The 24,035-nt window shown below is 60.0% G+C and carries 17 protein-coding genes and 1 tRNA gene; 8 read left to right on the forward strand and 10 right to left on the reverse strand.

Annotated features, from left to right (window positions below; all coding sequences use genetic code 11):
• Positions 1-444: 444 nt before the first annotated feature.
• From AC1RNA_RS02065 to AC1RNA_RS02100, 8 genes are all read left to right on the forward strand, one after another.
• Positions 445-921: a response regulator transcription factor gene (locus tag AC1RNA_RS02065; RefSeq protein ID WP_492950043.1), complete on the forward strand. Its 477-nt coding sequence runs from the start codon at positions 445-447 to the stop codon at positions 919-921.
• 238 nt (positions 922-1,159) lie between these two features.
• On the forward strand, positions 1,160-2,488 hold the full coding sequence (locus AC1RNA_RS02070; RefSeq protein ID WP_492950044.1) for a glycosyltransferase: 1,329 nt from the start codon (positions 1,160-1,162) through the stop codon (positions 2,486-2,488).
• Positions 2,489-2,601: 113 nt separating this feature from the next.
• Positions 2,602-3,783, forward strand: a complete 1,182-nt coding sequence (locus tag AC1RNA_RS02075) for an O-antigen ligase family protein (protein WP_492950045.1) — start codon at positions 2,602-2,604, stop codon at positions 3,781-3,783.
• Position 3,784: 1 nt separating this feature from the next.
• Entirely contained in the window at positions 3,785-5,791 is a 2,007-nt protein-coding gene (gene asnB / locus AC1RNA_RS02080; RefSeq protein ID WP_492950046.1) for an asparagine synthase (glutamine-hydrolyzing), read from the forward strand.
• Positions 5,788-7,716: a polysaccharide biosynthesis tyrosine autokinase gene (locus AC1RNA_RS02085; RefSeq protein WP_492950047.1), complete on the forward strand. Its 1,929-nt coding sequence runs from the start codon at positions 5,788-5,790 to the stop codon at positions 7,714-7,716. Before asnB ends, AC1RNA_RS02085 begins: the two co-directional genes overlap by 4 nt.
• A gap of 77 nt (positions 7,717-7,793) precedes the next feature.
• Entirely contained in the window at positions 7,794-9,326 is a 1,533-nt protein-coding gene (locus tag AC1RNA_RS02090) for a nucleoside/nucleotide kinase family protein (protein WP_492950048.1), read from the forward strand.
• Between the two features lie 19 nt (positions 9,327-9,345).
• Complete coding sequence (locus AC1RNA_RS02095; RefSeq protein WP_009339579.1) at positions 9,346-10,152, forward strand: nucleoside/nucleotide kinase family protein; 807 nt, start codon at positions 9,346-9,348, stop codon at positions 10,150-10,152.
• Complete coding sequence (locus AC1RNA_RS02100) at positions 10,145-11,491, forward strand: lipopolysaccharide biosynthesis protein (protein WP_009339578.1); 1,347 nt, start codon at positions 10,145-10,147, stop codon at positions 11,489-11,491. Before AC1RNA_RS02095 ends, AC1RNA_RS02100 begins: the two co-directional genes overlap by 8 nt.
• A 51-nt stretch (positions 11,492-11,542) precedes the next feature.
• On the opposite strand, the gene AC1RNA_RS02105 is transcribed toward AC1RNA_RS02100, so the two are convergent.
• The 10 genes from AC1RNA_RS02105 to AC1RNA_RS02150 all read right to left on the reverse strand — a co-directional run bounded on the left by AC1RNA_RS02105 (position 11,543) and on the right by AC1RNA_RS02150 (position 24,008).
• The gene (locus AC1RNA_RS02105) at positions 11,543-12,238 is read right to left on the reverse strand and encodes a response regulator (RefSeq protein ID WP_009339577.1); all 696 of its coding nucleotides are present in this window, start codon (positions 12,236-12,238) and stop codon (positions 11,543-11,545) included.
• Entirely contained in the window at positions 12,235-14,913 is a 2,679-nt protein-coding gene (locus AC1RNA_RS02110) for a DUF4118 domain-containing protein (protein ID WP_492950049.1), read from the reverse strand. The genes AC1RNA_RS02105 and AC1RNA_RS02110 overlap by 4 nt, the downstream gene beginning before the upstream one ends.
• 20 nt (positions 14,914-14,933) lie before the next feature.
• Positions 14,934-15,536, reverse strand: coding sequence for a K(+)-transporting ATPase subunit C (locus AC1RNA_RS02115; protein WP_492950050.1), 603 nt, complete (start codon positions 15,534-15,536; stop codon positions 14,934-14,936).
• Between the two features lie 11 nt (positions 15,537-15,547).
• Positions 15,548-17,620 (reverse strand): potassium-transporting ATPase subunit KdpB, encoded by a 2,073-nt coding sequence (kdpB, locus tag AC1RNA_RS02120; RefSeq protein ID WP_492950051.1) that lies wholly within the window; start codon positions 17,618-17,620, stop codon positions 15,548-15,550.
• 24 nt (positions 17,621-17,644) lie between these two features.
• Positions 17,645-19,348: a potassium-transporting ATPase subunit KdpA gene (gene kdpA, locus AC1RNA_RS02125; RefSeq protein ID WP_492950052.1), complete on the reverse strand. Its 1,704-nt coding sequence runs from the start codon at positions 19,346-19,348 to the stop codon at positions 17,645-17,647.
• Between the two features lie 10 nt (positions 19,349-19,358).
• Positions 19,359-19,448, reverse strand: a complete 90-nt coding sequence (locus AC1RNA_RS02130) for a K(+)-transporting ATPase subunit F (protein WP_002715533.1) — start codon at positions 19,446-19,448, stop codon at positions 19,359-19,361.
• A 390-nt stretch (positions 19,449-19,838) separates the two neighbouring features.
• Positions 19,839-19,928, reverse strand: a tRNA-Ser gene (locus AC1RNA_RS02135).
• Between the two features lie 122 nt (positions 19,929-20,050).
• Positions 20,051-21,523 carry a trehalose-6-phosphate synthase gene (locus tag AC1RNA_RS02140; RefSeq protein ID WP_492950053.1) on the reverse strand — a complete coding sequence of 491 codons (1,473 nt, stop codon included), beginning with the start codon at positions 21,521-21,523 and terminating at the stop codon, positions 20,051-20,053.
• A 197-nt stretch (positions 21,524-21,720) separates the two neighbouring features.
• Positions 21,721-22,518, reverse strand: coding sequence for a trehalose-phosphatase (gene otsB, locus AC1RNA_RS02145; RefSeq protein WP_492950054.1), 798 nt, complete (start codon positions 22,516-22,518; stop codon positions 21,721-21,723).
• 23 nt (positions 22,519-22,541) lie between these two features.
• On the reverse strand, positions 22,542-24,008 hold the full coding sequence (locus tag AC1RNA_RS02150; protein ID WP_492950055.1) for an MFS transporter: 1,467 nt from the start codon (positions 24,006-24,008) through the stop codon (positions 22,542-22,544).
• Between the last annotated feature and the right edge of the window lie 27 nt (positions 24,009-24,035).

The raw sequence follows: 24,035 nt of genomic DNA on the forward strand, positions 1-24,035 counted from the left end.
ATATATATCGTTCGTTATGTGCGACAGGGCTTTTCGAGACGGAGCCCCTTTCCTCTTTGCACACTTGCCGGGCAGATCCGGGACCACGGTCAACGGCCCGATCCCTACCCCGAAAGAGGTAGCCCCCCTCATCTGTTACAGATTTTTGACTTGCCCACTGCAAGTAGATGTGAAACCGTCACTTATTGCGCTATTGCGCCAGAGGATATGCCTCTTAGGCCACGTGAATACTGAATGGGGGGTACCCATTTCAGAGGTGTGCCATGCGTTGCGTTCGGGTCGTTATTGCAAATCGCAATCCATTGACTTCGCAGAACGCAGAACCTCGCCGATCTTCTGCACGCCGAAGGCAATTTTGAAGTCGTCGCCAGTTGCGCCACCATTTCCGAATGCGTCGGGCTGGTGCGGGCCCGGTCTCCCGACATCGCGATCATCGAACGCTTGATGTCCAGCAAGATTCCGGAACAAGACATTCTCGCCGCGGTCGCATCAGCCTGTTTCTTTACGCGCGTGGTTTTTCTCGCTGCATCGTCCGAACCTGACGATATATCCGTCATCACCAGTTACGAATGGCCCCTCAAGGGATCAACGGTGGCGCGATGCCTGGCTCAGATCGTCATCGGTCATTCACCCGCGAATTCCACACCCAATCCAATGAGCGCTTCGCGACATCAAAACAAGCCAGCGCGCGTCGAGACGCCGGGTCAGCCGCTCTCATATCTGACCGAGCGCGAGCGCGAAATCATGCATGAGATATCCGAAGGAATTTCAAACAAAGAAGCCGCCCGCCGGCTGAACATTTCCGAAGGCACCATCAAGCTTCATTTGCATCACATCTATCACAAGCTCTCCATCAAGAACCGCGCCGAGCTCGTTGCGATGGCAACCACCCATTCTGGGCCAGCCTGGCTCGTGGTTTGAATAGCAGGCGTTGCTGCAAAACCTGCAATCAACCCACACAATCGAAGCTCGAAGCTGCATTGCATACCCCGATATGGGTACTCCGTAATGCACACGCTCAGCCCGTCCCCCTGCTGATAGCATGGTCCATCTTTGTCCAACGGCAGTCATTTATCTGATCGGTAACCCCGCCCTTTACGGATGAAGCGAAGGCTGTAGCGACAGCAAGATCTAGTCCCCGCGTTGCAGGTGCGCTCCGATGACCGATGGATTCTCCTCCTATACCGAGAGCCCAGCGCGCAACTCTAAGCACCGGATCAAAATCGATTTGAAATCGGTGAACGGGGGGAGGGAAAGCATCAAGCCTTCAGCCCGCCGCCACACAAAACCTCATTTGCTCTGCATCGGCGGCGAAGATCACAATCTGCGCATTCCATTCCTGCTCGCACTCCGAAGGCGCGGCTTTGCCGTCACCGCGGCAGGAACCGGCGACCCTGCTCCCTTCACCCGGCATGGCATCGATTTTCATCCGTTTCGGTTCGACCGGTTCATCAATCCGCTTGCCGACAGGTCCGCAATCCGTGCGCTGACGAGACTCATCACGAAAGTCGGGCCCGATATTGCACAAAGCTTCGACACCAAGCCGAACCTGCTGGTGCCGATTGCCGCACGGCACCTGCCGGATGTTCATGCCATCCGCACGATCAACGGACTTGGCCAGATATATTCATCACGCTCTGCGATGACCCTGACGCTCCGTCAGGTATTTCCAACGCTGCATCGTATCGCGGCGCGCTTCACCACGATGACGATATTTCAGAATAGCGACGATCGGGCCTTTTTCGAAAGGCACCGGATGATCGGTCAAGGCTCGCTCCGGCTGATACCGGGCTCAGGTGTCGACATCGAATCTTTCGATCGGGCGGTTCTCGACGGCCCCTCATCAACCGAAATTCGCCAGCAACTGAACCTCGGTCAAGCTGAGGTCGTCATTACAGTGGCCCGAATGACTCACCAGAAGGGAATCCCTACCCTTCTTGCCGCCGCCGCATTGGTGAACAAAGTCCGCCCCGGCGTGCGCTTTTTGCTTGTAGGCCCTCGCGACAGCGAAGGATCGTCGGCCGTCGCGCAAGCCGATATCGACTGTCACGCGCCTTATGTGATCTGGGCTGGGAAAAGATCGGACATTCCCGCGCTTCTCAGGCTCTCCGACGTTTTTGCATTCCCGACGGAGTATCGCGAAGGCGTGCCGCGCGCTCTGCTTGAGGCGGCGCTCGCAAACCTTCCAATCGTCGCGACAACGATGCCGGGATGCACTGATGTGGTCAGGGATCGATGGAGCGGGTTTCTGGTGCCGCCACGCGATCCGCATGCGCTTGCCGAACGGATTCTGGGCGTCTTGCGGGAGCGCGAGGCTGCGCGTGTGATGGCCGCGCGTGCGGGGCAGTTGGTGCGAAGAGAGTTCGGTCTTCAGCTCACGGCCGATCGATATGCCGAAGCATACCTTGCGGCGTTAAATCACTCGCCTTTGTACGGAGACCGCAGCGGCGCCGGACTCGAGATTTCATTGCAGCAGGTTGAACCATGATCCGAGATACCCTGCTCGCTCTTGGCCTCGTGCTGTCGACTGCATCGCAGCTTCGACCCGCAGGGCTGCCTATCGGGCCGGGCGAAGTCAGTCTCGTCATCTGGATCGGCCTGATGATCGGCGAAGCCGGAAGCCTCCTTCATTCGAAGATGACACCCGCACTCTCCCGAATGTGCGTCTTCTGGATATTCTTCATCATTTCGCTATGCCTGGGTTCAGCAACGGCATTCGTGATCAGCGACATTCACGATCCGAACCTGTTTATCCACGACATCCTCGCATACGCGATCGTTCTCGCCGTCAGCCTTCTCTGCACCGTAGGACCTGACGCTGGCTGCTCCATTCCTCGCGCCGCATGGCTTTTAATACTGTCCAGCACCGCATTCCTGGGCGTTCAACTCCTGACCGCAGGGGGCCTGATCGCCATCCCGCATACAGATCCCTGGTACTGGGAACGATTCCGCGGCTTGTCGGACAATCCGAACCAGCTTGCCATCTTTTGTGCGATTACCACGTTCCTGTCGGTTCATTTTATCGAGCACATTTCCGGACTCGGCAGAAAGGCTATCGCCGCTCTATGCGCGGCGTTCTCCATTTATGTTGGGCGACTGACCAAAAGCGATACATATGCGGTCATCCTGGTGACCGGAATTCTGCTTTTTACGCTGTTGAAACTCAGGTCCTGGCTGACGATGCCGAAGCCATCGCCCAGGAGGGCCATCGCAGGCATCGCCATTATCTCGCTTCCGATCATCGCAGCCACGGCGTTCCTGTTCGCCAATCTGGTCGAAGCCGAAACATTCGATCTCATGATGAAGATGGCAAAGGGCACGCGGCAGGAGACATCGCAGACGGCAAACATACGTCTGAATGCATGGAGGAGCGCGATCGATCGCGGAATCGAGTCAGGCATGCTCGGACTTGGACCCGGGCCTCATATCGAGATTCCTCCGGTTCTCGTAGCCGCGAGACGGGAAGATTCCGAGCCAAAATATATCGAGCACCCTCAGGTCAATGGCACGCCGAACTTCGAGGCGCATAATACATTTCTCGATCTTTTCACGCAGGGCGGCCTGATCGCGATCCTGTCGTTCACCTGGCTGGTCGGAACCGCCTTCCATGCGGCCTATCGCATGCACTTCGATGCATTGGTGGTCGTGGTGTGGAGCATCATTGTTCTCAGCATGTTCCATCTCATCATTCGCCAGCCATTGTTCTGGTTCGCGATCGCCTTTGCACTGATGGCCAGCGCAAATTCCCGCGCTTCGTCTCTCCTGTACAATCGGAGCGAATGACATGTGCGGAATTGCCGGCATCTTTCTGCATCCCGAGAAATCCGACCCGCGCAAACTTGCGACAATCGCACAGTTGACTGCAACCCTGCAGCATCGCGGCCCCGACGCCAGCGGCACCTGGATCGACGCAGAAGGCGGCATCGCCCTTGGCCATCGACGGCTTTCGATTGTCGATCTCTCGGAGGCCGGAAAGCAGCCCATGCTGTCGCGCGACAAGAATCTCGTCATGAGCTTCAACGGCGAGGTCTACAATTTCGCGGAGCTGCGGCGGACACTGGAAAAGAGCCATCATCGTTTCCGGGGCCACAGCGACAGCGAAGTGATGCTTGCCACGTTCGAGAGCTTCGGCATCGAAGCCTCTCTGCCGCAATTTTCCGGCATGTTCGCCCTTGGCGTCTGGGATCGACGAGCTCGTACCCTGCACCTCATGCGCGATCGCATGGGGAAGAAGCCTCTGTATATCGCCATCGTTCCGGACGGCATCGTCTTTGCGTCCGAACTCAAGGCCATCCGGGCCTATCCCGGCTTCGAGCCAAGGATAGATCGCAATGCGATCGCCATGGTCCTGCAATACGGCTTCATTCCGGATCACAGTTGTATCTGGGAAGGCGTTTTCAAGCTCCCTCCCGGCTCGATCCTCTCAATAACCGCCGATGACGTCGCAACCGGCAGCCTCCCTCATCTGCGCCGACAGGTCCGGCGCTGGTGGCAACTCGCCGCCACTGCGGAGGCAGGTCAGCAGAACCTGTTGACGGCAAGTCCTGCGAATCTCGAAACCGAACTCGACCAATTGCTGCGAGACGCCGTGCAGCAGCGCATGAAAGCCGACGTTCCATTCGGTGTATTTCTCTCCGGCGGAATCGACAGCTCGATGATCGCGGCGCTGATGCAGGCGCAATCGCAGAAGCCCATTCGCTCATTCACCATCGGATTTGCCGAGTCGAGCTACGACGAAGCACATCACGCCGCGATGGTCGCGCGGCATTTCGGCATGGAACACACTGAGTTCAGGGTCACGCCGGATGAAGCTCTCGCCGTCATCCCCGACATTCCGCAGGTATGGGACGAACCATTCGCGGACGAATCGCAAATACCGACGTTGCTTCTGTCCCGTTTGGCACGACAGCACGTCACGGTCGCGCTGTCAGGCGATGGTGGGGACGAATGCTTTGGCGGGTACTCTCGCCATATCGCGATGGCGCGTCTGGGGCTGCTCTTCAAAATGCCCGCAAGACTGCGCCACATGATGGCTTCGGCATTTCATATGCGAAGTCCGGAGGCGTGGGAAAAGTGGTTCGGCAGTCTGCCCCTCTCCGAGGACATGCGCGCGCTTCTCATCAAGGACAATCTGGACAAGCTCGCGCGGGTGCTCAACGTCACGAATGACGGCGAACTCTACCACCGGCTCATGAGTTTCTCCCGCGGAAGCCAGACGGCATCCTTCGGGCTGCTTGAGCATGAAGACATCCCCGATCTGTCCGACGCGGCATCGCACATCATGTATTGCGATATGGCCAGCTATCTCGTCGGGGATATTCTCGTGAAGCTCGACAGAGCGACCATGGCGGCCAGCCTCGAGGCACGCAGCCCTTTCCTCGATCACCGCGTGGTCGAATTCGCTTGGCGACTGCCGACAGCCCTGAAGGTTCGCAACGGACAAGGCAAATGGATATTGCGGCAAGTCCTGCGCCGCTATCTGCCGGAATATCTTTTCGAGCGGCCAAAGCAGGGTTTCAACGTGCCGATCGGTTTCTGGCTTCGCGGCCCCTTGCGAGAGTGGGCGCAAGGGCTGCTCGATATGCGCCGCATCCGCGACGATGGCCTCATCGATTCTCGAAGTGTCCAGGCATGCTGGCAGGAACACCTGACCGGTCAGCGCGACCGCTCGCGCTATTTATGGTCCGTCCTGATGGTTCAATCCTGGCTCGATGCGAACCGCCATACAAGTCCCTCGCTGCCTGTGCTCGATCCGCCAGCGGTGAAATGTCATGTGGAGGCTGAGTCATGAACTGGACACACATTGATAGGGATATCGCGTACAGGATCGCCTCCGACATCCAGCCTATCCGTAACATCTACAATTCCGGATACACCCAACCCGACGACGCGCAGGCTACCTCCGGGCTTTACCTGATCGAACTGCTCGACACATTACGGCGGCGCCGGAGATTGATCCTGACGATCGCATTGTGCGGAACGCTGCTGGCATCGGCGGCAGCGTTGCTGGTCGCCCCCAAATATACTGCCGCAGCCCAGATCATCGTCGAACCGACCCAGAGTGCCAGCGGCGCCTCCGCCTCACCCGCTTCGGAGGATTCCGCCATTGATACGCAAGTCAAGCTTCTGACATCGCACGATCAGCTTCAGCGTGTCGTCAAGAGCCTGCTGGCTGATCCAGAATTCATCGCCACCGCGAAACGGTCCCGGCGCACCGCCGCCGCGGCCACGGCCCTGCCTTCCCCTCCGACGCAGCCCGCAGCCCAAGCAGACGCCTCATGGGCAGGCGAGCTCAACCGCCGCCTTCACATCTGGATCGGAACCTTCTTCAGGAATCGGCATGGAGCACTCATCGATGTCGAAGATCTTGAGCGGCATCTGCGGGTCGCTCAGGAAGACCGCTCTCGAATTATCGTCGTCCGATACACATCACAGAGCCCTGAAGAATCAGCAATCGTCGTCAACAAGGCCGTGCAACTGTATATCGACGGCCAGAACGACCAGAAATCAAAGTACACGTCGCGCGAACTCGCACTGCTTCGCGATCGGATAGCCGAGGCACGCAACGCCGCCACCCAGAGCGCGATAGCCGCCCAGAAAGAAGCCCGCAGCCCGCCCCAGGCTTCGCAGGATCAAAGCAGCCAGGGAGCGCAAGACGCCAATGCACGAATTCGCGCACTTGAACGCGAGGCAGCCGCAAGCGCGTTGATCTATTCCAACCTGCAAAGGCGCGAGCGGGAAATTATCGGCCAGCGAGGCGACATCGGGTCGATTGCTCGAATCGTTTCTCTCGCCACGCCGCCGAACCAGCCCAGCTCCCACAATCCGATTTTATTTATCCTGCCGACCCTGATCATTCTTCTCGTCGGCGGAAGCTTCATTGCCGTGATCATGGAGCAAAGCGACAGAGGCTTGCGCAGCGAACGCGACGTCAAGGATGCCCTCGGGATTCCCTGCGTCGGTTTCATTCCCCGGCTATCCGACATACGCAATGTGAAACCTCATCAGCATATGCTGACCGAGCCTTTCTCCGCCTACACTGAATCCATCCGCTCGGTTGTCGGCGAACTCTGGCTCACAACGCCGCAACGTGCACCGCGGACCGTTCTGATCAGCTCAAGTGTGCCCGGAGAAGGCAAGACGACGGCTGCCGTCAGCATTGCCGTCTGCGCCGCATCACTGGGGCGGCGGGTGCTGATGATCGACCTCGATTTCAAGCGGCCGTCCGTCTCGCGCGAGCTTGGCGACAGCACCGCGGGAGAAATCTTCGATGTTCTTCTGCGCAACCAGTCCGCGGCGGACATCACCACGCATATTCCCGATCTTGGAATCGACTATCTCGCCATGCCGACGTCTCCATTGGATGCTTTGCCGATCCTCGCCGACCAGCGGCTTCCACTTCTCCTGAGCGAATTGAGCAAGAGTTACGACAGCATCATCATTGATGGGCCGCCCCTCCTCGGAATTGTCGAATCGCGACTGCTGGCGCCGATGGCCGACAAGGTCGTCTTTGTCGTCAAATGGGGCAGCACCCGGCGCGAGGTTGCACAGAATGCGATCGGCTTGCTGCGCGCCCCCAATCGCCGCGGCGAAGGGATCGACATTCCTCTCGCTCTTCTGACGCAGGTCGACCTGAAAATGCACGCGACCTATCGCTATGGCGACGCAGGTGAGGCGCTGGTGACATACGAAAACTACTATTCACGCCCGACTTAATCCTGGCCATGGCAGAAGGCGGATTTTGCGACAGAACATCCCACCAGCGATGCTCTTGAAGCCGGAGCAATTCGATCATGAGGCCGATCAAGATCCATAAAGAACTTGAACCGACGGCGCAGCCTCCTTCGGAGAGCGCAATCTCTTTTGTTTTTCTCGCAGTTCTTGAGGGCTTTCAGAAAGCCGATATCTCCTATTGTTTCTGGAAAAGCAGTAGGGGCATTTATTCCGTTCTGACCGGCGAAAGCGACCTCGATCTTCTTGTTGCGCGGAAGGATCAACATCGCTGCGAAGCCATCCTGCTGGAATGCAGTCTGAAGCTTTTTCCGTCCGCCCCCTACCGGGATGACCCCGCCGTTCTGAGTTTCCTCGGCCATGACAGTCTCATCGGACGACTGGTGCACGTTCATCTGCACTTCCGCCTGATATCAGGCGAACGGCTGCTGAAAAACTATCGCCTTCCGTGGGAGGACGTGATCATTGCACGTTCCATTCGGCACCCGGCTTTCCCGATCAGGATACTCGACCCCATCAGCGAAGCGTTCCTGCTAGTCGTCCGCAGTTGCCTGGAGTTACGGCGTCGAGATCCGGTGACATGGCGGCATTGGACCTCCACGACACGCAAATTCTCCCTGGACCGCATGGCTCTTGCGTCCCGCGTCGACGACGTCGCACTCCACGAATTGGCCTCCCGTTTGATGAACGAACGCCTGGCCACCGAACTCGTCGAAGCGTTTCGCGACAAAAAGCCGGTGGAAGATCAGTCGGTCCTGAGGCGTCATGTCGAAAAATTCCTTGCGCCCTATCGAATGTACGGCGCGATCGAGGCTCGTCTGCGGACAATTGTACGAGCCATGCACTGGGCCATCGGAGGCATCAACAAGAAATTTCTTTATCTGCCTCGGCCATGGAGTCGGCGCGCGCCGGGCGGCGGCATGATCGTCGCTATTGTTGGCGTCGATGGCAGCGGAAAATCGACCGCCGTGACCACGATCCATGAATGGCTTGGATCGGAGATCGACACCATTCCCATGTATTTCGGCACCGGAGATGGCAGGCCATCGCTTCTGCTACGGCCATTCAAGATGATGCTGCCGCTCATCGCAGGCGCCCTCAAAACGCGACCGAAGGGTGCGTCCCATGGTGCAATGTCACACCGGGAGCCGGGCTTTTTATACAGTGTGCTTCTCACGGTCTGGGCGCTCGTCGTCGCAAGGGAGAAGCGAAACAAACTGGTGAGCGCGCGGCGCGGCGCCAACCGCGGGCTGATCATTCTGACAGACCGCTATCCCCAAAACCAAACGCCAAGCTTCAACGACGGCCCGCTTCTCAACCGCGTTCCCCGCGCGCCACGCTGGCTTCGCCGCCTCGAAGCCTCCGCGTATCTTCTCGCGCAACGTCTACCGCCGGATCTCGTCATCAAGCTGCAGGTTACGCCGGAAACGGCGTTATTGCGCGAACCGGATATGGACCCATCGATCGTTCGGGAACGCATCACGACCTTACGGCATCTCACCTTCGAGGCGAGACGTGTCGTCACCATCGACGCCGAGCAGCCGTTGCCCGATGTGATACGCCAGATCAAATCCGAAATATGGGATCTTCTGTAGATTCTCATGGAGCTCGCGCATGATTGTCGAGATCTTTGGCCCACAAGGCGTCGGCAAGACGACCTTTGCCCGCGCACTGGCTGCTGAACTCCAGAATCAGCATCAAAACGTTGATCTGGTTCTCAGCTACCGGCCGGCCGAGCGATTACCGACGGATTCCCGCAAACATCCGATATCCGCGCCAACGGCTGCCGTGGCGATCCGTCTGGTGAGGCCTGTCGTTGAACTTCTGACAATGACGTTTCACCCGCTTGCCTATCGGAACGATCTCAGCACGGCGGCAAGCCTGTTAAAGGTACTCCCGCCCAAGAACTTTCTCTCGTCGGTCAGACTGAGCCAATACATTCTCCGCCTGTCCCATTCCTGGCACATGGCTTCCAACTCAAGCCACATCACATTGTTCGACCAGGCCTTCATTCAGGCGGTCTGCTCACTTGTACTCTCTCACCCATCGGCCGACGAAACGCTGATCGCGCGCGCGCTCGACATCATCCCGAAACCAGATCTGCTGATCCAGCTCGATGCGTCTCCCGATATTCTGGCCGCACGCCTTCACAACCGGCAGCGCTTCCAAGGCCCGGTCGAGCGCATGCTCGAAGTCGATCCGGCAACGAACAGCGAAGAACACCCACTCTTTGAATATCTCCTCGGCCTTCTTCGAAAACGGGGCCAGCCGGTCACCTGCATCAATTCATCCGATCCAGGCTCGCTGGACGATGCGGTAAGAGAGACCGCCGAGCAGATCAAAATGGTACTGCGCCCGCCATATCAGACATCCCATGCGCTTTGGGGCAATCTCTCCAGCGAGGGCCTTCCACATGTTTGACAGGGTCCTTGGCAGCGGATCGATCCGGCGCGTGACCATTGGCGGCATCGCGGCGCTTGCGGTCTACGTCGCCGGCGCCGGACTGACCGCATGCTCGCAGCTCCTGATCGCGCGGATCGTTGGCGCCGAGACCTTTGGCGTCTACGCCTACGTTCTCGCTTGGGTCACCGTGCTGGCCTATTTTTCCGCACTGGGTTTCGATATCGCGCTCTTGCGCTTCGTATCCGCCTATCGTGCCAATCAGGCATGGAGCCTGCTGCGCGGCGTAATCCGGTACTCGGAACAGCGCATGGCGGTCGCCGGCGCAATCGTTGTTGTGGTTGGCGCAGCCGCCGTCGTGATTCCGAATAGGGAAATATCTCCGGAATTGCGAAACACCTTTCTCGCCGGATTTGTTCTGGTCCCAGTCTGGGCGCTGCTGTGGATTCGAAGTTCGATCGTCCGCGCATTCGGCGGCGTTCTGTCGGCCGTGGTGCCGGATCGCATGATCCGCGACGGCGCCTTGATCTGCATCGTCGTGCTTTTAAGCCAGGTGTTGAAATGGCGTCTTGATGCCCCTCTGGTCATGATGGCGACCCTCGCCAGCACGGCCATGGCCCTTGTCCTCGCGAGCCTCGCGGTCCGGCGGCTTCATCCGCAAGAGATCGATGGGATCGCGCCAAGCTACGATATACCGATCTGGCGAAAGACGATCCTGCCTCTCGTGGCGATTGCCGCCACCGAAGCGATGTTGAATCGCTGCGGCGTGCTCGTGCTCGGCTGGCTCGGGCTGACCAAGGAGGCCGGCATCTACGCGCTCGCGTTCAGCATCTCCTTTCTGGTGGCTCTGCCGCGAACCGCTGCCAACACCTTGCTCGCACCGACGATCTCCGACCTCTTTGTCAGGAAGCAGCACCACGCGCTGCAAGTCCTGACTGCGAGGATCGCCTTATGGACACTGTGCGGCGCCGCTCTCAGCGCGCTCGCACTCTCCATCATCGCAGAACCGCTCCTCTCATGGTTCGGCCCAGCCTATGACGCAGGCGTGCCCGCGCTCCATGTCCTCCTCTTGGGCCAGGTTCTCGCCGCGAGTTGTGGCTCGCAACTATCGATCCTGACCATGACCGGATGCGAGCGGATCGCGGCACTTCTCCTGATTCTGAGCGCTCTCTTCAACATTCTTCTGAGCGCCGCCCTCGTCAACCAGTTCGGGCTGATCGGCGCGGCGATCTCGGCAACGATCACACTCGTGATCTGGAATGTCGCGATGGCAGCCTTTATCTGGCGGCGCCTCGGACTTCTGCCAAGTCCGATCTTCATGCTTCAATCGGCTTTCAGGGCCAAAGGAGCACCGGCATGATGCCTCGCAGCTAGCGCCACGCGGCATCGCTACACCCGGCTGGTAGACATTTCACAGGACTGTTTCTGAAATGCGGTAGCCTATCCCCGGCTCCGTGAGGACCAGTTTCGGGTCGTCCGGATTGTCCTCGATCTTTTGCCGAAGCTGGCCGATATAGACGCGAAGATATTGCGTATCTTCGACATGGGCCGCGCCCCACACCGCCGCGAGGATTTGCCTGTGGGTTACAATCCTGCCGGCGTGCCGGGACAGAAAGGACAGCAGATCAAACTCCTTCGGCGTCAGTTTGACCTCCGCGCCGCCGCGCGTCACGCGATGACGGACCGAGTCGATTTCGATCATTCCGATGCGCAGAACGGGAACTTCCGCCTTGCGTTGCATCCGGTGACGCAGCGCGGCCCGCATCCGGGCGAGCAATTCGCCGACATTGAACGGTTTATTGACGTAATCGTCCGCGCCCTTATCGAGCGCCTCGATCTTCTCGACCTCCCGCTCCCGCGCGGAGAGCACGATGATCGGCACGTCCGACCACTCGCGCACTTTCCCGATCACATCCTTCCCGTCACCATCCGGCAATCCAAGATCGAGCAAAACAATATCGGGCGTGGTGGTGGCGATTTGCTTGATGGCGTCGGCAACCGTCGCGGTGACGAAAATCTCATAAGCATTGGCTTCCAGCGCGGGCTTCAGAAAGCGCAGGATGGCAGCTTCATCATCCACGATCAGAACACGGGTCCTGCTGCTCATGGCTCCGCCCTCTCACGCGGCAGATGCAGGATAAAGCGCGTTCCGTGGCCGTCAGCTACCGGGCTTTGCGCTTCGACAGACCCACCGTGAGCCTCCGCAATGCCCTTGGCGATTGCAAGCCCAAGCCCCGTTCCGTGACCGCCATCCGCGCTGGAGGCTGCCCCCAGCGAAACAAATTTCTCGAAGATGCGCGGCAGCGCCTCTGCGGGAATGCCGGGGCCATTATCGGAAATCATCAGTTCAATCTCATTTTCAGTTATGATGCTCTCGATGGTGATGATCGTCTCGCGCGGCGTATGCGCGACGGCATTTGCAACAACGGTGCCGACCGCTTGCTCGATCAAAGCCGCGTCGGCGCGGATCAATGGCAGGTCCGAAGGAAGCCCTATCGTAAAGCTCTGCGCCGCTCCCCGCCGCCGTGCGGCACTGACGATCCGCTGCACGATTTCACGCAGGTCGACCCAGTCGCGGCGCAGCTCCAGCGCGCCGGCATCGATGCGCGTCACCGCCAGCAGGTTGCGCACCAGTTCATCCAGCCCCTCGGCCTCTACCTTGATGTGCTGAAGCAGGTCGTTCCTCGCGGCAGGATCGAGCCTCTCCCCATAGTCAAGCAGGCTGCTCGCCGAACCAAGAATCGACGACAGCGGCGTGCGGAAATCATGCGATATCGAGGCCAGCATGGTGTTGCGCACTCTTTCCGCCTCTGTCGCGGTTTTCGCACTGACCATTTCGCGCGACAGCATCGCGCGATCCAGCGCCGACGCCGTTTGTTCGGCCAGTGTATCGAGAAGGGCAAGAGCCTCCGAATCCAGATCGCGCTGATCTTTCTCCCGCGCGACGCCGACAACACCGAGCATTCTTTCCCCGAAACGCAGTGGGATGAAATACCAGGGGATGGTCGGCAGCGTGCCCGTATTGGCGCCAGCGGGTTCGTTGTGCTGATAGGCCCATCGGGCAGCGGTCATCGCGGCGGCATCGAGGCTGTCTTCCGGCGGCCACGCCGCCACGAGGTCGAGATCCGCATGATTTTCCAGAAGAACGACGATCGATCTTGCGAGACTGATGTGCATCTCGCTCGCCGCACCCTCGGCAACGGCATCGGGAGTCGCGAGACCCGAGAGACGCCGGGTGAACTCGTAGAGCCTTCGCATCGCCCGCATCCGACTGGCCGATACACCCGCCTGATACCGGGCGCGCCCCGCTACGGCCGAAGTGATAATCGCGACCAGCAGGAAAATCGCGAGCGCCAGCAGTTCGTAAGGCTCCGCAATCGTGAACGTATAAAGCGGTTTGATGAAAAAGAAATTGTAGGCCCCGAACGACAGCACCGACGCGTAAATCGCCGGCCAGATGCCAAATCTCACAGCGGTCAGCAGAACCGCCAACAGATAGACGATCGAAAGGTTCGGGATCGTCGTCAGATCGGTCAGGATCGTGCCAATACCCGTTGCAACGGCGACCAGCGCCGTTGCCGAGACAAAGGCCGTCGCATTGGCATTGAGCGGCGGCAGCCGCCATCGCCACCGAGGCTTGTCAGCCTCGCGAGCCCGCGTCACGAGATGAATGGCGATGTCCTGCGTCCGCCGCACCAACTCATGCGGCAGCGAACGCCGCAGCAGCTCGTTAAAGAAGCCGTTGCGCGAACGCCCGACCACGATCTGCGTGACGTTCTCGAACCGCGCGAAGCGCAACAATTCTGCGGGAATGTCCGCTCCCGTCAGAGTCTCCGTGTCCGCGCCGAGCGAGCGCGCCAGCGCCATCGCCTCGTCAAGCCGTTTGCGAGTCTCCTCGTCCGGATTGACGCCCGGCCGCTCGACCGTCACGGCGATCCATGGCGCATCCATTAGGTCGGCAAGCCGTTTGGCCGTGCGGATCACCGCGGGAGAGATCGGATCTGGACCGATACAGGCCAGAATGCGCTCGCCGGCCGCCCACGGCCCTTCGATGGCCTCGGCCTGCATGCGCTCGACAAGATCGGCATCGACGCGCTCGGCCGCCCGGCGCAGGGCCAGCTCGCGCAAGGCCGTCAGATTTTGCGGCTTGAAGAAGCTCTCGACCGCACGCGCGGCGGTGTCCTGCACATAGACTTTTCCCTCGGCGAGACGCTTCAGCAATTCACCGGCAGGAAAATCCACCAGCACGACTTCATCGGCCTTGTCGAACACCATGTCCGGCACGGTTTCCCGCACGCGTACCTTGGTGATCTTCTGCACCACATCGTTGAGACTCTCGAGGTGCTGGATATTGAGCGTGCTCCAAACATTGATGCCCGCTTTCAGCAGTTCGTCGATATCCTGCCAGCGCTTCGGATGGCGGCTGCCCGGCACATTGCTGTGGGCATATTCATCGACGAGCAGCAGGCCGGGCCGCCGCTTCAGCGCCGCGTCGAGATCGAACTCGCGCAGGACCTGATTGCGATAGATGATGGATTTGCGCGGCAGCGTCTCAAGCCCCTCGGTCAGGACTTCCGTCTCGCGGCGGCCGTGGGTCTCGATCAGCCCGGCAACGACATCACGGCCACCTGCGCTTTCCGCGCGGGCGGCCGTGAGCATCGCATATGTCTTGCCAACACCCGGAGCCGCGCCAAGAAAAATCTTCAGATGGCCCCGGTCTTCTTTCCGGGCTCTGGCGAGCAATGCATCGGGCGATGCGCGTGGGGCCGGTTCGGTGGCCATGAAATTCCAGTGCGGAATGTCTACGACGTCAACTTGTCGAGTGCGAGGTTAAGTTTCAAGACGTTGACACGCGGTTCGCCAAGAAAACCCCACAGCCGCCCTTCGGTCTGGCCCGCGACCAGCGCCCGAACCGTCCTTTCGGGGATGTTCCGTGCCTTGGCTACGCGTGCAGCCTGGAAGAATGCCGCCTCCGGCGAGATATGCGGATCGAGCCCACTGGCCGATGTGGTGACCAGATCGACCGGAATCGATCCTGACGAGTTTTCCGCCTTCAGCTTCGCCACATCCGCCTTCACGCGTTCGGCAAGATCCTTGCTGGTCGGACCAAGGTTCGAGCCGCCCGAGTTCGCCGCATTGTAAGGCGACGGCACACTCTTGCTCGCATCCTTCGGGTCTGGTGCCGTCGTCGCGGACGGGCGGCCATGGAAATATCTGTCGCTTGCGAATTGCTGGCCGATCAATTCGGAGCCGATCACCTGCCCATCGCGTTCGATCAGGCTTCCGCTTGCCTGTACCGGGAAAGCCAGTTGCGCAAGTCCGGTGATGGCCAGCGGATAGGCCAATCCCGTGATGGCCGTGAGCATCAGCAGAACGATGAGGGCGGGACGGATTTCCTTCAACATGGAAACCTCCTTCAAGCGAGTTGCAATGCGGTGACGAGCATATCGATCACCTTGATGCCGATGAACGGCAGAGCCAGCCCGCCGAGGCCGTAAACGAGCAGGTTGCGGCGAAGCAGCGCTCCCGCACCGATGGGGCGATAGGCAACGCCCTTCAGCGCAAGCGGAATGAGCGCGATGATGATCAACGCGTTGAAGATGATCGCGGAGAGGATCGCGCTCTGCGGCGTCGCGAGGTGCATGATGTTGAGCACCCCGAGTTGCGGATAGAACGCGAGGAAGATCGCCGGGATGATGGCGAAATACTTCGCCACGTCATTTGCAATCGAAAACGTCGTCAACGCTCCGCGCGTCATCAAAAGCTGTTTGCCGATCTCGACGATCTCGATGAGCTTGGTCGGATTGGAATCGAGATCGACCATGTTGCCCGCTTCACGCGCGGCCTGCGTGCCGCTCTGCATAGCCACCCCGACATCGGCCTGCGCGAGCGCGGGCGCGTCATTGGTGCCGTCGCCACACATAGCGATCAACCGGCCATGCGCCTGCTCATCGCGGATGTAGCGCAGCTTGTCTTCCGGCGTGGCTTCGGCGATGAAATCATCGACACCTGCTTCCGACGCGATCGCTGCGGCGGTGATCGGGTTGTCGCCGGTGATCATCACCGTCTTGATGCCCATCCGCCGCAATTCGGCGAAGCGCTCTTTCACATCCGCTTTCACCACGTCCTTGAGATGAATAACCGCCAGCAGCCTGCCGCCATCGGCAAGACCCAGAGGCGTACCCCCTGCCCGCGCGATCTTGTCGACCGCTGCGCGGAACGCCGGAGGCTCCACGAGATTTTGCCCACCAGCCTGGCTTGCGAATTTCAGGACGGAGTCGATAGCGCCCTTGCGCAACATCCGCTCGCCGGTATCGACGCCCGACAAACGTGTGTTGGCGGAGAATTCGATGAACCTGGCATTCGACGTCGCATCTTCGCGCGTCACACTATATTTCTCCTGCACCAGCGACACGATGGAGCGGCCTTCCGCCGTTTCATCCGCGACGCTGGCAAGAAGTGCTGCTTCCGCTGCCTCGCGCTCGCTGACGCCGGGAACGGGAATGATCTCGGTCGCCAGTCGGTTGCCGAATGTCACCGTTCCGGTCTTATCGAGCAGCAACGTATCGACGTCGCCCGCCGCTTCCACCGCCCGGCCCGACATCGCAAGCACGTTGAACCGCACCAGACGATCCATGCCGGCGATGCCGATGGCGGACAAAAGCGCGCCGATGGTGGTCGGAATCAGCGTCACGAACAGCGCGACCAGCACCACGATGGAGATTGCGCCACCCGCATAGGCCGCGTAGCTCGGGATCGTGGCCGTGGCGAACACGAAAATGATGGTGAGGCCGACCAGCAGGATCGTCAGCGCAATCTCGTTCGGCGTCTTCTGACGTTCCGCGCCTTCGACCAGCTTGATCATGCGGTCAAGGAACGAGGTACCGGGCGAAGACGTGATCCGCACCACGATCCGGTCGGAGAGCACCGTCGTGCCGCCCGTCACCGCGGACCGGTCGCCGCCGGATTCCCGGATCACAGGCGCGGATTCTCCCGTCACCGCCGCTTCGTTGACCGAAGCGATACCCTCGACGATTTCACCGTCACCCGGGATAATGTCGCCCGCCTCGCAGACAACGAGATCGCCCGCTTCCAGCTCCTCCGCCATGATACCTTCGAACAGCTCGGGATTATCGGCAGCCAGCAAGCGCTTGGCGCGCGTCTGCGTGCGCGTCTTGCGCAGCGTATCGGCCTGCGCACGGCCCCTGCCCTCGGCCACGGCTTCAGCGAAGTTGGCGAACAGCACGGTGAACCATAGCCAGATAACGATCTGCGCTTCGAACAGGATGTTCTGGCCGCCCATGGCGATGTCTCGCACGAGCAGAATCGTGGTGAGCACCGTCACCATCTCGAGCACGAACATCACCGGATTTTTGGCAAGCGTGCGCGGGTCGAGTTTGAGAAAAGCCTGACCGATGGCCGGCACGACGATCTTTGGATCGAAGAGCGTATTCGCGGCCGAACGCTTGCGGACTTTCGATGTTTCCATAACGGTGTTCCTTGGCGATGATCCTCAGAAGACTTGACCGGCCTGCATCGCGAGATGCTCGGCAATGGGGCCAAGCGCGAGCGCGGGAAAGAAGGTCAGGCCGCCGACAATGATGATGACACCGACAAGCAGGCCGACGAAGAGACCGCCGGTGGTCGGGAACGTGCCGCTCGAGGCCGCGACGGTTCTCTTCTGCGCAAGCGAGCCTGCAATCGCCATCGCCGGAATGATCATCCAGAAACGACCGATGAACATTGCGATCGCACCGCTGACGTTATAGAACCGCGTGTTCCCCGTCAGGCCGGCGAACGCAGAGCCGTTATTGGCCGCCTGCGATGTGTAGGCATAAAGCGCCTCGCTGAACCCGTGCGGGCCGGCATTCGCCATCGAAGCGACCGCCGGCGGATAGACCACCGCGATCGCGGTCCAACCCAGCATCATCAGCGGCAGGATGAGGATGGCGAGCATCGCCATCTTCACTTCTTTCGCCTCGATCTTCTTGCCGACATATTCCGGCGTGCGGCCGACCATCAGCCCGGCGACGAACACCGTGATGATGACAAACAGCAGCATGCCGTAGAGACCTGCGCCGACCCCGCCAATGATGATCTCGCCAAGCTCCATATTGATCATCGGGATCATGCCGCCGAGCGCGGTAAGGCTGTCATGCATCGCGTTGGCCGCACCGCAGGAGGCTACAGTCGTGACAACAGCGAACAGCGCGGACGCCACGATGCCGAAGCGGACTTCCTTGCCTTCCATGTTGCCGCCCGTGAGGCCGAGCGCGTCGAGAGTCGCTGTTCCGTGCGCTTCCGCCCAATAGGCGACAGCGACGCCGGCGACGAACAGGATGCCCATAGCCGCGAAGATCGCCCAGCCTTGCTTGGTGTTGCCGACCATGCGGCCGAACACATTGGTCATCGCCGCGCCGATTGCGAGGATCAACAGCATCTGCACGAAGTTCGACAGCGCCGTGGGATTCTCGAAGGGATGCGCGGCGTTGGCATTGAAGAAGCCGCCGCCATTTGTTCCGAGCATCTTGATTGCGACCTGCGACGCGACCGGACCGACCGCGATGGTCTGCTTCGCGCCCTCCAGCGTCGTCGCATCGACATAGGGGCCCAGCGTCTGCGGCAGACCCTGCCAGACCAGGAAAAGTGCCAACACCACGCAGGCCGGCAGCAGGACATAAAGTGTGACGCGGGTGACATCGACCCAGAAATTGCCGACGGTCTTCGCAGACGCCCGCGCAAATCCGCGAATGAGCGCCACCGCGATCGCAAGGCCCGTTGCCGCCGACAGAAAGTTCTGCTGCGTCAGGCCGAGCATCTGCACGAGATAGGACATCGTGCTTTCGCCGCCGTAATTCTGCCAGTTGGTGTTGGTGACGAAGCTGACCGCCGTGTTGAATGCCAAGTCAGGCGCAATACCGCTCATCGCAGCGGGATTGAACGGCAGCACCCCCTGCACGCGCGTCAATATGTAGAGAAATACGAAACCCGCCGCGTTGAACATCAGCATGGCGACTGTATAGGTGAGCCAGTGCTGCTCGCGCGCCGCATCGATGCCGGCCACACGATAGATCGCCCACTCGACACGCAAGAGCACCGGCGACAGCCATGTGCGCTCGCCATTAAAAACGCGCGTCATGTAGCCGCCGATAATCGGCGTCAGCGCAACGAGGATGGCGCAGAAGGTAATGATCTGAATCCAGCCGACAAATGTCATGGCGCGCCCCTTAGAATTTTTCCGGGCGCAGCAGCGCGTAGGTCAGGTAGATGGTCAGGCCCACGGTCACGAGGCTGGCGAGTGTGTAATCGAGTGACATGGCCACCTCACAATCCTGCGCAATAAGTGGCGTAGCCGATGGACGCAATGAAAAGGGCAAGCCCCAAAGCAACCAGAAGGATATCGAGCATGACGCTCTCCGTGATGCGGTGTTCGCCGATCACGTAGAGAGACGCAGCTAAGGAAACGATGGGAATTTGGAGGGCGGCTTATAAAGGGGAAATAAAGAACGCGAGGCACGCGGCATGGGTGCAAAAGCGAGGAAAGGCCCCACTCACCGATGAGATGCGCACATCATCGGATCATCGACCGCCGCCGGCCAGTTGCAACACAATTGATGTCCAGGTCGTAGGCGGAACAGCCTAGAGGCAGGCCAAAGCCAGCGCTCACGCGCAGGTATAAATAATATAATTTTTTCATAGGCTTATACTGGCGGAGAGAGCGGGATTCGAACCCGCGATACGGTTTCCCGTATACACACTTTCCAGGCGTGCGCCTTCAACCACTCGGCCACCTCTCCGTGGCGCCTGTCATGAAGGCGTCGGCCGGATTTTGCAAGCAGGCAGGCCCCTTCCCGCTCACATTTTTGAGGAATAGCGAGATTTTTCAGGGCGATGGGGCGAAAACAGCCCAGCCACCGCTTCAGTGCAAGGCGGTGCTCGCCTGCCACTGCAGCACCGCGCCACCCCGCCCGAGCGTTTCGCGCCCGGCCCGCGGCGCCTCTGGTGCGGGTTGGGTGATGTCACGTGTGCTTTCCAGAGTGGCGATGAAAGATTCGAACCAGTGCTGGATGTTGCCAGCCCGCAGCTTCGTCATCATCGCTTCCCAGCGCAGCCGCCGTTCCGGCGCGGGCATCGCCAGCGCCATGCCGATGGTGCGGGCCATGCCGTCGATGTCATGCGGATTGACGATCAGCGCGGTGGTCAGTTCGTTCGCAGCGCCTGCGAATTTCGACAGCACCAGCACGCCCGGATCGGCTGGGTTCTGCGCGGCGACATATTCCTTGGCGACGAGATTCATGCCGTCGTACAGCGGCGTCACCACCCCGACATGGGCCGAGCGATAGAAGCCCGCCAGCGTCGTCTGGCTGAATCCCTTGTTGAGATAGCGGATCGGCGTCCAGTCCACCTCGCCGTGACGACCGTTGACGTCGCTGACGAGTTGCGCGAGATCGCACTGAAGATTGCCATAGGCCTCAATCGACCCGCGCGACGGATTGGCGATCTGCAGCAGTGAAACCGTGCGCTTCAGCGACGGCTGGGTTTCGAACAGGCGATCGAAGGCGCGGATGCGGTTCAAGAGTCCCTTGGAGTAATCCAGCCGGTCGACGCCGATGGCGAGACGCTCGCCATGCAGGCTCTTGCGCAGCCGTGACACGTCGGGATGCGAGATGGCGCGCATCGCCTGCGCGGTGAAGCCCTCGACATCGATGCCGATCGGGAACGCGGCGAGCCGCGTCAGCCCGAAATGCGAGCGCACCATGCCGTTCTTGACCGTGTAGCCCAGTTCCAGAGTGAGGTAGCCCGCGAAATTCTCGCAATCCTCATCGGTCTGGAAACCGATCAGGTCATAGGCGAGCATCGTCTCGATCAGCTCGCGATGATGCGGCACGCCCGACATGACATTGTGCGGCGCCCAGGGCGTGTGGAGGAAAAATCCGATCGGATTTTTCACATCGAGTTTGCGCAATTCCGCGCCCAGCGCGAGGAAATGATAATCCTGCACCCAGAAAGTCACATCGGATTTCTGGAAGCGCAGCAGCGCGCGGGCCATGAACGCATTGACCTCGCGATAGGAGTCATAATCGTCCTGGGAAACGCGGATCAGATCAGAACGCGAATGCAGCGCAGGCCACAACGCCGAATTGGCGAAGCCTTCGTAATAGCCGCCGTAATGCGCGGCCGGCAGATCGAGCAGGGCCAGCGCGCCGCGGCCCAACGATTCAATCTGCGCGAAAGGTTCCCGCTGTTGTCCGTCGCGGACACGACCGCTGGACCCTACCCAGATTGCACCGGATTTTTCCACCACCGGCAACAATGCTGCCGCGAGGCCTCCCGTCATCGGCTCGTTCGGCTTCGCCCGAGCCACGCGGTTGGATATGACCACCAATGTCACAGGGAACACTCCGTTTGACGCACAGATAAACGTCTGTTCATCAATATGGTTCCTAAGTGCTGCTTTGTGGATTTGACGGCAAGACTGCGGCAAGCGCCGATGGAACTCTCGAAAGAGCCTTGAGAGTGCGAGGATTTCGCATCTGTTTCAATCTTGACTTGCCGAAAAAATTCCGGCCGGAAATTTCTAAAGAAATTTTAATCTGCCACTGAATCGTCAAGCAGGCTCGCGAGCCAGTGCCTGACATCCGCAGGCATTGCAAAAAAACCATCGACGCCATGCGCATGACGACTGACGGAGAATGAAACGCCTTTTAAATCCGGCATGATCGCAAAAACGCTTTCATCGGTGATATCGTCGCCGATGAAAATCGGACGCCTGCCCGCGAACGGTTCGTGCTTGAGCAGTTCCTTCACGCCGGTCGCCTTGCTGATGCCGGAATTCTTGATCTCGCACACTGATTTCCCCGGCAGCACGTCGATCGGCGCTTCCGGCAGGTCCGCGCGAATGGCCGCAACCGCATCATAAATTGCGCGTTCCCAATTCGGCGCCTGGCGATAATGCAGCGCGATTGAATAGCCCTTGTCCTCGACGATGATGCGCGGATCGAGGTGGCCGATCGCGGCAAAGCGCTTCTTCAGATCCTTGTCCATCGGCGGCGCGTGCACAGCATCGGCTTCGCTGTCGACCGACATCCGCATCTCCGCACCGTGACCGCCTACGGCAGGCAACAGCATCGGGTTGAAAATTCGGTCAATATCGGCAAGCGAGCGGCCGCTCACCAGAGCGAGCGCGCCGTCGGTCCGCATATGCAGTCCGCTCAATGCTTCCGCGAGGCCCGGTGGAACCACGACCGCACCCGGCGTCGGCGCAAGATCGAGCAACGTGCCGTCGATGTCGAGCAGAAAAGCGCAGTCCTCGAGCAAAGGCGAGAACACCGGATGATCCGAATCCGGATAGGAGGGCAGCAAAGCGCGAGCTTCAATCTTCGTCATCATTCACTCCGCAACGACTCAATCTATTCTGCGATGGCCAGTGGCCGCGCAACAGTTTCGAGCGGTTTGCGCTCGGCGTCGATGCCGAACCGCCATGCGACAACAGCGGCAACGATCATCAATAATGAGCCGAAAAGATAGCCTGCAAATACGCTGGCGCGCGAGCCGGTATCGACCAGCGCGCCGAGCAGAGACGGCCCGGCGACGCCGCCGATCGCGGTGCCAATCGCATAGAACAGCGCGATCGCCAACGCACGCACCTCCAGCGGAAAGGTTTCGCTCACCGTCAGATACGCGGCACTCGCCGCCGGCGAGGCGAAGAAGAACACCACCATCCAGCACAATGTCTGTTGCGTGGCAGTCAGCGCGCCGATTGAAAACAGATAGCCGGTAACAATCAGGAGAATGCCCGAGATCGCATAGGTGAAGGCGATCATCCTGCGGCGGCCGAGCGTATCGAACAGCCGCCCCAGCAACAGCGGGCCGAGAAAATTTCCAGCGGCGAACGGCAGAATGTACCAGCCGACATGATCCGCCGGAATATGGAAGAAATCCGTCAGCACCAGCGCGAAGGTGAAGAAGATCGCGTTGTAGAAGAACGCTTGCGCCGCCATCAGCACGAGACCGACCAGCGCGCGGGGGCGATAAGTGACGAACAGCGTGTGCGCGACTTCGCGCAGCGGCGTGTGATCGCGCATCCGCAGCCTGATCGCGGGCAATTCCCCGTCATGCTCCCGCGCAGGCCGCGCATGGCGTTCGATCTCCTGCACGATCCGCTCCGCTTCCTGCGGGCGACCGTGCACCATCAGCCAGCGCGGGCTTTCGGGAATCCAGAACCGCATCACGAACACCACGAGGCCCAGGATCGCGCCGATCAGAAACGCGAACCGCCAGCCGATGTCGGGATCAATTACGGCCGGATCGAGCAGCACGATCGCGCCCACCGCGCCGAGCGCCGCGCCGAGCCAGAAGCTGCCGTTGACCACGAGATCCGTCCAGCCGCGATAGCGCGCGGGCACCAATTCCTGAATGGTCGAATTGATCGCGGTGTATTCACCGCCGATACCCGCGCCGGTGAGAAAACGGAACGTGGCATAGCTTGCGATATTCCACGACAGAGCCGTGGCCGCCGTGGCGAGCAGATAAAGCGCCAGCGTGATGAAGAACAGCCTCCGCCGTCCGATGCGGTCGGTGAGCCAGCCGAAGCCGAGTGCGCCAAGCACCGCGCCCGCAAGATAGGCGCTGGATGCCAGACCGATATCGAGATTGCTGAACTGCAGCGTCTGCGATTGCTTCAACGCACCGGCCAAAGAGCCCGCCAGCGTCACCTCGAGGCCATCGAGAATCCAGGTGATACCGAGAGCTGCGATGACGCGGGTATGAAACGGACTCCATAACAGCGCATCGAGCCGCGCAGGAATATTCGTCGCCACGACGGGAGCGCCGCTGACGGCCTCCCATATTTGAATAGAAATATCAGAGCCTGACATCGCCAATGGATTGGAGAATTTGAAGGA

This window comes from Afipia sp. GW821-FHT14H12 (assembly GCF_058803465.1).

Coding starts and splice junctions, on each gene's coding strand:
- AC1RNA_RS02065 (WP_492950043.1), top strand. CDS start 445: ATGTCCAGCAAGATTCCGGAACAAGACATTCTCGCCGCGGTCGCATCA.
- AC1RNA_RS02070 (WP_492950044.1), top strand. CDS start 1,160: ATGACCGATGGATTCTCCTCCTATACCGAGAGCCCAGCGCGCAACTCT.
- AC1RNA_RS02075 (WP_492950045.1), top strand. CDS start 2,602: ATGATCGGCGAAGCCGGAAGCCTCCTTCATTCGAAGATGACACCCGCA.
- asnB (WP_492950046.1), top strand. CDS start 3,785: ATGTGCGGAATTGCCGGCATCTTTCTGCATCCCGAGAAATCCGACCCG.
- AC1RNA_RS02085 (WP_492950047.1), top strand. CDS start 5,788: ATGAACTGGACACACATTGATAGGGATATCGCGTACAGGATCGCCTCC.
- AC1RNA_RS02090 (WP_492950048.1), top strand. CDS start 7,794: ATGAGGCCGATCAAGATCCATAAAGAACTTGAACCGACGGCGCAGCCT.
- AC1RNA_RS02095 (WP_009339579.1), top strand. CDS start 9,346: ATGATTGTCGAGATCTTTGGCCCACAAGGCGTCGGCAAGACGACCTTT.
- AC1RNA_RS02100 (WP_009339578.1), top strand. CDS start 10,145: ATGTTTGACAGGGTCCTTGGCAGCGGATCGATCCGGCGCGTGACCATT.
- AC1RNA_RS02105 (WP_009339577.1), bottom strand. CDS start 12,238: ATGAGCAGCAGGACCCGTGTTCTGATCGTGGATGATGAAGCTGCCATC.
- AC1RNA_RS02110 (WP_492950049.1), bottom strand. CDS start 14,913: ATGGCCACCGAACCGGCCCCACGCGCATCGCCCGATGCATTGCTCGCC.
- AC1RNA_RS02115 (WP_492950050.1), bottom strand. CDS start 15,536: ATGTTGAAGGAAATCCGTCCCGCCCTCATCGTTCTGCTGATGCTCACG.
- kdpB (WP_492950051.1), bottom strand. CDS start 17,620: ATGGAAACATCGAAAGTCCGCAAGCGTTCGGCCGCGAATACGCTCTTC.
- kdpA (WP_492950052.1), bottom strand. CDS start 19,348: ATGACATTTGTCGGCTGGATTCAGATCATTACCTTCTGCGCCATCCTC.
- AC1RNA_RS02130 (WP_002715533.1), bottom strand. CDS start 19,448: ATGTCACTCGATTACACACTCGCCAGCCTCGTGACCGTGGGCCTGACC.
- otsB (WP_492950054.1), bottom strand. CDS start 22,518: ATGACGAAGATTGAAGCTCGCGCTTTGCTGCCCTCCTATCCGGATTCG.
- AC1RNA_RS02150 (WP_492950055.1), bottom strand. CDS start 24,008: ATGTCAGGCTCTGATATTTCTATTCAAATATGGGAGGCCGTCAGCGGC.